Raw genomic sequence first — 12,267 nt, forward strand, 5'->3', positions numbered from 1 at the left:
TCAATGCAACGTCCAGAACAACCCAACCCAGCCTAACTAACAGCTCGACTTTCCCGAGTAGATTGCCAGCGCAGTATTGGCACCCAGGGTGGCGGTGAACTGGCCACTGGAGTTCACCGTCACCTGCGTACTGCTCTGGACATCGCAGTAAGTGCCAGCCGCAAGCGAGGTCTGGTACGTACGAGTCAGGGCGGACGACTCGTGGTTGATCGCCACATAGCCCTTGCTTCCCCGGCCGAACGCGATCGCGTTGTTGCCGTCGTCCCACCAGTCGGAGACGGCCTGGCCGCGGGTCGCGTTGCGGAAGGCGACCATGCGGATGATCTCCGGCCAGGCGTGCTGGCACTTCCAGCCGTCCTGCCAGCAGGCGTTCACCTGGCCACCGTTGGGCGGTCCCGCGTCCGCGTCGGACCACTCGTAGCCGGAGTTGATGTCGGGGGCGCCGTACGGCCAGGCGAGCATGAAGACGTTCGCCAGGGTGTAGTCGGCGCCGTCCTTGTAGTTCAGCGTCGAGCCGTTGCGCTCGGTGTCGTGGTTGTCGACGAAGACGCCGGCCACCGAGCTGCCGAGGTAGCCCCAGCCCTCGCCGAAGTTGGTGAGGTAGGCCAGCTTCTCGTTCTTGAAGACGCGCTTGAGGTCGTAGGCGTAGCGGAACTCCTGGACGTCTCCGTTGCCGGTGTACTCGGAGGGCTGGACGGCCTCGTTCGCGCCGTAGATGACCTCCTGCTTCCAGTACACGGACGGGTTGGTCAGGCGGCTCTTGATGTTCGCCAGGTCCTCCGCCGGGATGTGCTTGGCCGCGTCGATGCGGAAGCCGTCGGCGCCCAGGGAGAGCAGGTCGTTCATGTAGCCGGCGATGGTCCTGCGGACGTACTCCTCGCCGGTGTCGAGGTCGGCCAGGCCGACGAGTTCGCAGTGCTGGACGTTCCAGCGGTCCTGGTAGTTGGTGACCTGGGAGGTGCAGTCGTCGAAGTCGGGGTACGAGTACAGGCCGGGGTAGTCGTACTTGCTGTACGTCGAGCCGCCGGTGCCGGTGCCGCTGCCCGCCGACATGTGGTTGACGACGGTGTCGACGACGACCTTCAGGCCGGCCGCGTGACAGGTGTCGATCATGTTCTTGAAGGCGGTCCGGTCACCGAGCCGGCCCGCGATCCTGTACGACACCGGCTGGTACGAGGTCCACCACTGCGGGCCCTGTATGTGCTCGGCGGGCGGGGAGACCTGGACATAGCCGTACCCGGCGGGGCCGAGGGTGGTGGTGCACTCGCGGGCCACCGAGGCGTAGTTCCACTCGAAGAGGACGGCGGTGACGTCCTTGGTGCCGGGCGGGGAGGCGTCGGCGGTGGTCGGGTTCATGCCAACCAGAACGGCGGCCGTGAGGGCGGCCACCGCGGGGAGGGTTCTGCGTGCCATGTGGGGGTCCTTCGTCCTTGAAGGCTGGGGAAAGACCGCTGAAGGTGCTTGCTGCAATGTTTCAGCAAACTTGCGGTGACGCAGATGTTAAAGGCCCGCTGCCTGAAAGGCAGCGGGCCGTTGTGAAGTTGATGCAAGAACTTGCCGACGGACCGCCGGACGGCCTGTCAGGCGGCGTGTCAGGAGGTCGTGAACCACACCGTCGTGTCGGCCGGCACCTTGGTCTCGTCGTCGGCCTCGGTCACCTCACCGCTGGCGAGCAGCACACGGCCGTACGCCGGGGTCGCCACCGACTCCCCCGTGGTGTTCGCGACGCAGACGAACTCCCCGCGCCGGAAGGCCAGAACGCCCTCGGGCGCCCGCAGCCACTCCACCGCCTCGCCCGCGCCGAGGTCCGGCTGCGAACGGCGCAGGCTCAGTGCGGCGCGGTACAGCTCCAGCGTCGAGCCGGGGACACCCGTCTGGGCCTCCACGCTCAGCTCGCCCCAGCTCGCCGGCTGCGGGAGCCAGCTGCCGCCGCTGCCGAAGCCGTACGAGGAGCCCTCGCGGGTCCACGGGATCGGGACGCGGCAACCGTCGCGGAAGCCGTCCTGGCCGGCGCCACGGAAGTACGCCGGGTCCTGGCGCACCTCGTCGGGCAGGTCGACGACGTCCGGGAGGCCCAGTTCCTCGCCCTGGTAGATGTACGCCGAGCCGGGCAGCGCCAGCATGAGGAGGGTCGCGGCGCGGGCGCGGCGCAGGCCCAGTTCGCGGTCGCCCGCCGTGCGGATCTGGGTGCCGAGGCCGGGCGGGTTGGCGAAGCGGGTGGCGTGCCGGGTGACGTCGTGGTTGGACAGCACCCAGGTGGCGGGGGCGCCGACCGGGCGCATGGCCTCCAGGGTGCGGTCGATGACGGTGCGGAGTTCCTTCGCGTCCCACTCGGTGCTCAGGTACTGGAAGTTGAAGGCCTGGTGCAGCTCGTCCGGGCGGACGTAGTGCGCGGTGCGCTCGACGGTCGGGGTCCATGCCTCGGCGACGAAGATGCGCTCGCCCGCGTACTCGTCGAGGATCGTGCGCCACTGGCGGTAGATCGCGTGGACGCCGTCCTGGTCGAAGAACGGCATGACATCGTTGCCCAGCAGCTTGAGCTGGTCGTGGGAGCCGAGGTCGGGCAGGCCCTCGGCCTTGACCAGGCCGTGGGCCACGTCGATGCGGAAGCCGTCCACGCCCATGTCCAGCCAGAAGCGCAGGATGGAGCGGAACTCGTCGCCGACGGCCGGGTGTTCCCAGTTGAAGTCGGGCTGCTCGGGCGCGAAGAGGTGCAGGTACCACTCTCCCCCAGTCTTCGACCGGGAGGTGCCCCCAGCCGAACCATCGGGTTCCGTGACGCGGGTCCAGGCCGGGCCGCCGAAGATCGACTCCCAGTCGTTGGGCGGGAGTTCGCCGTTCTTCCCCTTGCCGGGGCGGAAGTGGTAGCGCTCGCGCAGGGGGGAGCCGGGGCCCTCGGCGAGGGCGCGCTTGAACCACTCGTGCTGGTCGGAGGAGTGGTTGGGCACGAGGTCGACGATGATCCTCAGCCCCAGCTCGTGGGCGTCGCGGATCAGCGCGTCGGCGTCGAGCAGGTTGCCGAACATCGGGTCGACGGCGCGGTAGTCGGCGACGTCGTAGCCCGCGTCGGCCTGCGGGGAGGCGTAGAAGGGGCTCAGCCACACGGCGTCGACGCCGAGGTCGCGCAGGTACGGCAGGCGGGAGCGTACGCCTTCCAGGTCGCCCATGCCGTCGCCGTTGCTGTCGGCGAAGCTGCGCGGATAGACCTGGTAGATGACCGCGTCCCGCCACCAGTCGCGGCGGCGGTCGGCTACGGCGGCGGAGTGGTGGGCCGGTGCGGCGGGCTGCTGCTGGCTCATGGCGTCCTTGATTGCTAAGGGAGTTCGGGTCATGGGCGCGTGGGTGGTACGGCGGCGGAGGCGGGCCGGGGGGTGCGAGGCGGCCGCGGTGACAGCGGGGTCGGATGGGCACCGCGGCCGCCTACCCGCGCGGAGTTCGCGCGGGAGCCTCTTCTTGCGATGCGGGCGTCAGCCCTTGGTGCCGCCTGCGGTGAGGCCGGTGACGAGGTTCTTCTGCACGAGGTAGAAGAACACCGACACGGGTATCGCGATCAGCACCGCGGTGGCGGCCATGTAGTTCCACTGGGCGTCGTGCTCGCTGACGAAGGTCTGCAGGCCGACGGCGAAGGTGTACTTGGAGTCGTCCAGCATGAACGTGGTCGCGAAGGCGACCTCGCCGACGGCGGTGATGAAGTTGTAGAAGGCGGCGACGGCCAGGCCCGGGCGGGCCAGCGGCAGGATCAGCCGGAAGAAGGTGCCGAAGGGGCTCAGTCCGTCGACGCGTCCGGCCTCGTCTATCTCGAAGGGGATGGTGTCGAAGTACCCCTTGAGCAGCCAGGCGCTGTACGGCACGGCGGTGGTGCAGTTGATGACGATCAGCGCCCAGTAGGTGTCGATGAGATCGAGCTGGCTGAAGATCTCGTACATCGGCACGATCAGGATGGCGATCGGGAAGGCCTGGGTGAGCAGCAGGACCCACATCAGCTGCTTGTAGCCGGGGAAACGCATCCGGGAGACCGCGTAGCCGGTGGTGGCGGCGACGAAGACGCCGATCACGGTGGTGCCGCCGGCCACGATCATCGTCGACTTGAACCAGTCGAAGAAGCCGGTGTGCTGCAGCACGAAGCTGTAGTTGGAGAAGCTGAGCCTGCCCAGGATCTTGCCCGGGTGCAGATAGTCGTCCTTCTCGGGGCCGAGCGACAGGAAGATCAGCCAGGCCACCGGGGCGAGTGCGATCAGGCTCGCGACGGCGAGGCCGCCGTGCAGGAGGGCGGCGCCGAGCGGGCCGCGCTCGCCACGCCGGCGGGCGCGGCGCGGGGGCTGCGCGGCGGGGGTGGGCCCGGCCTCGGTCTTTTCCAGGGTCGTGGTGCTCATGGCGGCGGCTCCTGCGGCGTCAGACGGCGAGCTGGTCATTGCGCTTCAGCCAGCGGAAGTAGAAGGAGGTGAAGACGGTGATGATCGACAGCAGCAGTACGCCGTACGCGGCGGACTGGGCGAAGTCGCGCGGCTGCTGTCCGAAGCCCAGGAAGTAGGCCCAGGTGACGAGGATCTGGGCGTCCGGGGCGCTGGTCGGGCCGAACAGCAGGAAGATGATGGCGAACTGGTTGAAGGTCCAGATGATGCCGAGGAGCACGACGGTGGAGCTGACGGACCTCAGCCCCGGCAGGGTGACGTGCCGGAAGCGCTGCCAGGCGCCGGCGCCGTCCATCTCGGCGGCCTCGTAGAGCGAGGAGTCGATGGACTGCAGCCCGCCGAGCAGCGAGAGCATCATGAACGGCACACCGCACCAGGTGTTGACCATGATCGCGGCGAAGCGCTGCCAGAAGGTGTCCTCCAGCCACTGAGGCTGGGGCATGTGGAGCGCGTGCAGGATCTGGTTGATCACTCCGGAGTCGGAGAGCATGATCCGCCAGGAGAAGACGGTGACGAAGGTCGGCACGGCCCAGGGCAGGACCAGCAGCACGCGGTAGAAGGTGCGGCCGCGCAGCTTCTCGTTGAGCATGAGCGCGAGGCCCAGGCCGATGGTGTAGTGCAGGGCCACACAGGCGGCCGTCCAGACGACGGTCCACAGGAAGTGCGACCAGAACCGGTCGTACGACAGCGGGCCGAACAGGATGTCCTTGTAGTTGCCGAACCCGATGAACTTGTAGGTGGCCGGGATGTGGTTGACGCCGATCGTGCGCGCCGAGTTCAGGCTGTTGGCGTCGGTCAGCGTCAGGTAGACACCGCGGATCAGCGGGTAGCCCACGATCACGGCGAGCACGACGACCACGGGGGCGATCATCGCGTAGGCGTACCAGTACCTCTGGTAGCCGTGTCTGATGCGCTGCCCCAGCCCGGGCCGAGGCGCGCGGTCACCGCGGCGCTTGCCGGTCGCGCGGTCGATGGCGACTGTCATGGTTCGACACCTTCAAAACGATCAGGAGTTGGGCCGGGCACAGGGCGGTGGCCGCCGGATCCTTCCCCTCCTGACGAGAGGATCCGACGGCCACACGGGCGTCACTTGCTGAAGTCGGGCACCAGCTTGGCGATGGCGACCTCGGCGTTGCTCAGGCCCTTGTCCAGCGGCTCCTTGCCGTCGGCGACCTTCGGCAGCTCGGTGTCGAGCGGACCCCACAGGGAGCTGTACTCGGGCAGTGCCGGGCGGGGCTGGGCGGCGGGGAGGACGGACTGGAAGCCGGCGATGCCGGGGTCGGCCTTGACCTTCGCGGTGTAGGCGTCCTCACGGGTGGGCAGGGTGGAGTTCTTCAGGGCGATGCTCTCCTGGGAGCTCGCCGAGGTCATGAACTTCACGAACTTCAGCGCCGCGTCCTGGTGGGCCTTGTCCGAGCCGGCGTAGACCGCGAGGTTGTGGCCGCCGGTCGGGGCGCCCGCCTTGCCGGTGGAGCCGGCCGGGACGGTGGCGATGCCGAGGTTGGACTTGTCCGTGAAGGCGCTGCCCTTGTAGAAGTTCGTGATCTCCCAGGGGCCCTGGATGATCGCGGCGACCTTGCCGTTGACGAACGCGTCCTGGATGTGGGCGTAGGCGTCGGCGGTGGTGTCGGCCTTGTGCAGGCCCTGCCCGGAGAAGGTGCTCAGCCAGGTGCCGTAGGCCTTCTTGGCGGCGGCGGAGTCGACGGTGATCTTCTTCGCGGAGGCGTCGACGGTGTCGGTGCCCTCGCCGTAGAGGAAGGTCTGGGCGTAGTAGGCCTGGGTGGAGCCCCAGTAGCCGTACACCTTGTCCTTGGTGTCGATCTTGGCGGCGTCGGCCTTCAGCTCGTCCCAGGTCTTGGGGGCATCGGTGATGCCGGCCTTCTTGAACAGGGCCTTGTTGTAGACGAGGGCCAGGGTGTCGGTGACCAGCGGGACGCCGTAGGTCTTGCCCTGGTACTGGGCCTGCTTGATCAGGTTGGGCTGGAACTTGGCCTGGTCGGCGAGGGCCTCGGTGCCGTCCAGCGGCAGGAAGTAGCCCTTCTTGGCGAAGGCCGGCGTCCAGCCGACTTCGGAGCGCAGCACGTCCGGGGCGCCCTTGGAGCCGGCCGCGGTGTCGAACTTGTTCTGCGCCTGGTCGAAGGGGACGTTGACGTACTTGACCTTGATGTTCTTGTTGGCGGCCTCGAACTGCTTGATCAGGGCCTGGTACGTCGGCGCCTCGTTCGTGGCGTTGGAGGTGTCCCACCAGGTGATGGTCACCGGGCCGCCGGCCTTGTCGCCGCTGTTGCTGCTCCCGCCGCCGCAGGCCGTCGCCGCGAGGGCGAGGGACGCCACCAGCGCGGAGGCCGCTATGCCACGCCGCATGAGTTCTCCTTGAGGTTTCAAGCCCGAGTGAGGCAGGGGCGGTCCCGTCCGCCGTCCCTGCGGTCTTGCCGACAGCGCCGTTGCGGCGGCCGGGCGACCAGGAACGTAACAGCGTTGTAAGCCCCGCGAAAGACCTTGCAGAAAAAAAGTGCAAGGGAACACGATGGTTACCCGCTCGTGACCGGCGCTCGACCCCGATGCAACCGTGTATTGGAGCCGGTGGGGCGGTGGCGGCGGCACTTGTGCAAGACTCTGCAAGCTCTTGCCACCATGAATTCGAGGGAGCGCGATGAGGCAGCAACCCACGGCGGGCCGTTCGGCTGCCCGTGCCCGGCGTCCGGCCGGTGGGCAAGGCGACATACGACCGGTACAGTCCGGTGCCGTGACCACACGGCTTGCCGACATCGCTGCGCAGGCGGGGGTGAGCGAAGCGACTGTCAGCCGGGTCCTCAACGGGAAGCCGGGCGTCGCCGCCACCACCCGCCAGTCCGTGCTCGCCGCGCTGGACGTCCTGGGCTACGAGCGCCCGGTCCGGCTGCGGCAGCGCAGCGAGGGGCTGGTCGGGCTGATCACTCCGGAGCTGGAGAACCCGATATTCCCGGCTCTGGCCCAGGTCATCGGCCAGGCGCTGACCCGGCAGGGCTACACGCCGGTGCTCGCCACGCAGACCCCCGGCGGCTCGACCGAGGACGAGCTGACCGAGATGCTGGTGGACCGCGGGGTCGCGGGCATCATCTACGTCTCCGGACTGCACGCCGACACCACCGCCGACATGCAGCGCTACGAGCGGCTGCGGGCGCAGGGCGTGCCGTTCGTGCTGGTGGACGGGTTCTCGCCGAAGGTGCAGGCGCCGTTCATCTCCCCCGACGACCGGGCCGCGATGACGCTCGCGGTGACCCACCTGGTGTCGCTGGGCCACACCCGGATCGGGCTGGCGCTCGGGCCGAAGCGGTTCGTGCCGGTGCAGCGCAAGATCGAGGGCTTCGTGCGGGCCGTGCAGGACCAGTTGGGGCTCGCCGCCGAGGTGGTCGAGACGGAGCTGATCCAGCACTCCCTGTACACCCTGGAGGGCGGTCAGGCGGCCGCGACGGCGCTGATCGAGCGGAACTGCACGGCCGTGGTCTGCGCCAGCGACATGATGGCGCTCGGCGCCATACGCGCGGCCCGTCAGCGGGGCCTGGAAGTGCCCCGGGACGTGTCGGTGGTCGGCTTCGACGACTCCCCGCTGATCGCCTTCACCGACCCGCCGCTGACCACGGTCCGCAAGCCGGTGCCGGCGATGGGGCAGGCGGCGGTGCGCACGTTGCTGGAGGAGATCGGCGGGACGCCCGCGCCGCACAGCGAGTTCGTGTTCATGCCGGAGCTGGTGGTGCGCGGTTCGACCGCTTCGGCACCGAATGTCCTCCGTACGTCGTAGAAGGTGCGTCCCGGACCCGACCTTGGGATGATCGGTCGAAGACGCCTTTTCTGGCAGACTTGATGCCTATGAGTGACTCGACCGTGACGCAGTCGGAAGGTCGCGAGGAGGTGGCCGTTCCGCAGGCCGTCACGGGCGAGGACAGGCGGACTCCGCTGGGCCGGTTGCGGCGCCCGCGCCGGCCCCGGCTCTGGTTCGAGACCCTTCTGATCGCGGTGAGTTACTGGACGTACTCACTGATCCGCAACGCCGTCCCGGAGCAGCGGGGCAAGGCGCTGCGCAACGCCGACTGGATCTGGAGCGCCGAGCACCATCTGGGCATCGCCCTCGAACAGTCCGTCAACCACGCGCTGAACTCGGTGACTTGGCTGATCATCGGGATGAACTACTACTACGCCACGCTGCACTTCATCGTCACGATCGGGGTGCTGGTGTGGCTGTACCGGTGGCATCCGGGGCGTTACGCGGCGGCGCGGCTGGCACTGTTCGCGACGACGGGTGTGGCCCTGCTCGGTTACTATCTGTTTCCGCTCGCGCCGCCCCGGTTGATGCGCGGCGGGCACTTCGTGGACACCGTGATGGTGCACCACACGTGGGGCTCGATGGCCTCCGGCGATCTGAAGCACATGTCGAACCAGTACGCGGCGATGCCGTCGATGCACATCGGCTGGTCGCTGTGGTGCGGGCTGACGATCTTCGCGCTGGCGTCCGTGCCGTGGGTGCGGGTGCTGGGCCTGCTCTACCCGGCGGCCACCCTGCTGGTCATCGTCGCCACGGCCAACCATTTCTGGCTGGACGCGGTGGGCGGAGTGCTCTGCCTCGCCTTCGGGTTCACGGTGGCGCGCATGTGGTACGGCACGCTGCCGTACGCCCTGCCCCGGGTGGTCCCGGCCCGCAGGCGGGAGCCGGAGCCCGCCGTGGCCCGGGCCACCCAGGTGCCGTAGCAGCGGCCGGGCGTCACCCTCCGTTGCCGTAGAACAGCTCCTCGACCACCGTGCGTGCCCGGCGGGTGGTACGGCGGTAGGCGTCCAGCATGTCGCCGGCGTGCCCGGCGCCGTAGCCCAGGTAGCGGCCCACGGCGGCCAGCTCGCGCGGCTCGGTGGGGAAGGTGTCCCCGGCCCGGCCGCGCACCAGCATCACCGCGTTGCGCACCCGCGTCGCCAGCACCCAGGCCTCGTCCAGGATCTCCGTCTCCTCGGCGGTCAGCAGCCCGGCCTCGCGGGCGGCGGCCAGCGCGTCCCGGGTGCGGGTGGTGCGCAGACCGGGCTGGTCCCAGCCGTGCCGGAGCTGGAGGAGCTGCACGGTCCACTCGACGTCGGACAGCCCGCCCGGGCCGAGCTTGGTGTGCAGCTTCGGGTCGGCGCCGCGCGGGAGGCGCTCGGACTCCATGCGGGCCTTCAGCCGGCGGATCTCGCGTACGGCGTCCTCGCCGAGGCCGTGGGCCGGGTAGCGGAGGGGGTCGATCAGCTCGGTGAAGCGGCGGCTCAGGTCCTCGTCCCCGGCGACCGGCTCGGCCCGCAGCAGCGCCTGGGACTCCCAGACCAGGGACCAGCGGCGGTAGTACGCCTCGTACGACTTCAGGGTGCGCACGAGCGGACCCGACTTGCCCTCCGGGCGCAGGTCGGCGTCGATGAGCAGCGGCGGGTCGGCGCTGGGCAGCTGGAGCAGGCGGCGCATCTCGGCGACGACCTTGTTCGCGGCGGCGGCGGCCTCGTGCTCGTCCACGCCGTCCTGCGGCTCGTGCACGAAGACGACGTCCGCGTCGGAGCCGTAGCCCAGCTCGTGGCCGCCGAAACGGCCCATTCCTATGATCGCGAACCGGGTGGGCAGCGTGTCGCCCCAGCCGTCCCGGACCACCGCGCGCAGGGTGCCGGCGAGGGTGGCGGCGGTGAGGTCGGAGACCGCCGCGCCGACCCGGTCCACCAAGGCGCCCTGGTCGGCCTCGGCGGGGCTGGTCTCGGTGCCGTAGGAGCCGACGATGTCGGCGGCGGCCGTGCGGAACAGCTCGCGGCGGCGCACGCCACGGGCCGCGGTGACGCCCTTCTCGGCGTTCTCCGCGCGGCCCACCGCGGCCAGGATCTCCTGCTCCAGGTGGGCGCGCCCGCGGGGGTCGAGGCCGCCGCCGTCGCCGTCGCCCAGCAGGGCCACCGCCTCGGGGGCGCGCATGAGGAGGTCGGGGGCGAGGCGGCCCGCCGACAGGACGCGGGCCAGGTTCTCGGCCGCGGCGCCCTCGTCGCGCAGGAGGCGCAGGTACCAGGGGGTCTTGCCGAGCGCGTCGGAGACCTTGCGGAAGTTCAGCAGCCCCGCGTCCGGGTCCGCCGAGTCGGCGAACCAGCCGAGGAGGACGGGGAGCAGGGTGCGCTGGATCGCCGCCTTGCGGGTGACGCCGGAGGCGAGTGCCTCGAGGTGGCGCAGGGCGGCGGCGGGGTCGGCGTAGCCGAGGGCGACGAGGCGCTCGCGGGCCGCCTCGGGGCTCAGGCGGACCTCGCCCGGGGCGAGTTGGGCGACCGCGTCGAGCAGCGGGCGGTAGAAGAGCTTCTCGTGGAGCCTGCGTACGACGCCGGTGTGCCGCTTCCACTCCCGGATCAGCTCGGCCACCGGGTCGGTGCGCAGCCCGAGGGAGCGGCCGAGACGCCGCTGGTCCTCCTCGGCGACCGGGACGAGGTGGGTGCGGCGCAGGCGGTGGAGCTGGATGCGGTGCTCCATCGAGCGCAGGAAGCGGTACGCCTCGTCCAGGCGGGCGGCGTCCTCACGGCCGACGTAGCCTCCGGCGGCCAGGGCCTGCAGGGCGTCCAGGGTGGTGCCGCTGCGCAGGCTCTGGTCGGTGCGGCCGTGCACCAACTGCAGCAGCTGGACGGCGAATTCGACGTCGCGCAGGCCGCCGGGGCCGAGTTTGAGCTCGCGTTCGATCTCGGAGGCGGGGATGTTCTCCACGACGCGGCGGCGCATCTTCTGGACGTCCGTCACGAAGTTCTCGCGCTCGGCCGCCTTCCAGACCAGGGGTTCGAGCGCGTCGACGTACGCCCGGCCGAGCTCCGCGTCGCCCGCGACCGGGCGGGCCTTGAGCAGGGCCTGGAACTCCCAGGTCTTCGCCCAGCGTTGGTAGTAGGCGAGGTGGGAGGAGAGGGTGCGGACCAGGGGGCCGTTGCGGCCCTCGGGGCGGAGGTTGGCGTCCACCGGCCAGATGGAGCCCTCCACGGTGGTCTCCGAGCAGATCCGCATGAGGTGGGAGGCGAGGCGGGTGGCGGCGGTGAGGGCCTTGGCCTCGGTGGTGCCTTCGGCCGCCTCCGCCACGAAGATCACGTCCACGTCGGAGACGTAGTTCAGTTCGTGGCCGCCGCACTTGCCCATCGCGATCACCGCGAGGCGGCAGGCGGCGGCGTCCCCGGGGGCGTTCGCCCGCGCGATGGCCAGGGCGGCGCGGAGGGTGGCGGTGGCGAGGTCGGCGAGTTCGGCGGCCGTCTCGGCGAGGTCCGTGGTGCCGCAGACGTCGCGGGCGGCGATGGAGAGCAGACACCGGCGGTAGGCGACGCGCAGCGAGACGGGGTCGGTGGCCTCGGCCAGGCCGCGCTCGAACTCCTCGACGCCGGGGTGCAGGTCCCTGGGCTCGTACGTGACCAGGGCGTGCCAGTCGCTCGGGTGGCGGGCCAGGTGGTCGGTGAGGGCGGCGGAGGCGCCGAGGACGCCGAGGAGGCGGTCCCGCAGCGGCTTGGCCGCGATGAGGGTGTCCAGCAGTTCACGGTGGGCCGTCTGGCCGTCCTGCGCCTCCAGGAGGCGGACCAGGCCGTGCAGGGCGAGATCGGGGTCGGCGGTGGCGCCCAGGGCTTCCAGGAGGACGGGGTCGTCGCGGACGGGGGCGAGCTCCGGGCCGTCGAGGAGGCGCTCCGCGGCGGAGGGGTCGGTGAAGCCGTGTCGGAGCAGGCGGGTGAACGTACTGCTTCTGCGCCCCGGCGTCATCTCCGTGGCCTCCCCTTGGGTGCGGCTGCGTGCGTCTCGGATCGGCATCGTCCTGGCCAGAGCCTAACCGGAGGGGGGCGGGGCGGCTTGGGGCGCGGGGGCCTGCGGGGCGGGGGC

The 12,267-nt window shown here is 70.3% G+C and carries 8 protein-coding genes; 2 read left to right on the top strand and 6 right to left on the bottom strand.

Features of this window, described 5'->3' with window-relative positions; genetic code table 11:
• Positions 1–36: 36 nt before the first annotated feature.
• The 5 genes from ABT288_RS34865 to ABT288_RS34885 form a co-directional block, all read right to left on the bottom strand.
• Positions 37–1,413, bottom strand: coding sequence for an alpha-amylase (locus ABT288_RS34865; RefSeq protein ID WP_351616569.1), 1,377 nt, complete (start codon positions 1,411–1,413; stop codon positions 37–39).
• A 179-nt stretch (positions 1,414–1,592) separates the two neighbouring features.
• Positions 1,593–3,299, bottom strand: a complete 1,707-nt coding sequence (locus tag ABT288_RS34870; RefSeq protein WP_351616572.1) for a glycoside hydrolase family 13 protein — start codon at positions 3,297–3,299, stop codon at positions 1,593–1,595.
• A 168-nt stretch (positions 3,300–3,467) separates the two neighbouring features.
• Positions 3,468–4,373, bottom strand: a complete 906-nt coding sequence (locus tag ABT288_RS34875) for a sugar ABC transporter permease (protein WP_351616575.1) — start codon at positions 4,371–4,373, stop codon at positions 3,468–3,470.
• Positions 4,374–4,392: 19 nt separating this feature from the next.
• Complete coding sequence (locus ABT288_RS34880; protein ID WP_351616578.1) at positions 4,393–5,397, bottom strand: carbohydrate ABC transporter permease; 1,005 nt, start codon at positions 5,395–5,397, stop codon at positions 4,393–4,395.
• A 101-nt stretch (positions 5,398–5,498) separates the two neighbouring features.
• Complete coding sequence (locus tag ABT288_RS34885) at positions 5,499–6,776, bottom strand: extracellular solute-binding protein (RefSeq protein WP_351616581.1); 1,278 nt, start codon at positions 6,774–6,776, stop codon at positions 5,499–5,501.
• 382 nt (positions 6,777–7,158) lie between these two features.
• On the opposite strand from ABT288_RS34885, the gene ABT288_RS34890 reads away from it, so the two are divergent.
• Together ABT288_RS34890 and ABT288_RS34895 are read left to right on the top strand one after the other, a co-directional pair.
• On the top strand, positions 7,159–8,193 hold the full coding sequence (locus tag ABT288_RS34890; protein ID WP_351616584.1) for a LacI family DNA-binding transcriptional regulator: 1,035 nt from the start codon (positions 7,159–7,161) through the stop codon (positions 8,191–8,193).
• Between the two features lie 68 nt (positions 8,194–8,261).
• Positions 8,262–9,137: a phosphatase PAP2 family protein gene (locus ABT288_RS34895; RefSeq protein WP_351616587.1), complete on the top strand. Its 876-nt coding sequence runs from the start codon at positions 8,262–8,264 to the stop codon at positions 9,135–9,137.
• Positions 9,138–9,150: 13 nt separating this feature from the next.
• On the opposite strand, the gene ABT288_RS34900 is transcribed toward ABT288_RS34895, so the two are convergent.
• A complete protein-coding gene (locus tag ABT288_RS34900) occupies positions 9,151–12,150 on the bottom strand; it encodes a bifunctional [glutamine synthetase] adenylyltransferase/[glutamine synthetase]-adenylyl-L-tyrosine phosphorylase (RefSeq protein WP_351616590.1) in 3,000 nt (999 codons plus the stop codon).
• Positions 12,151–12,267 lie beyond the last annotated feature (117 nt).

The sequence above is a fragment of the Streptomyces sp. NPDC001093 genome (assembly GCF_040298985.1).
In the GTDB taxonomy this organism is placed as follows: Bacteria; Actinomycetota; Actinomycetes; order Streptomycetales; family Streptomycetaceae; genus Streptomyces.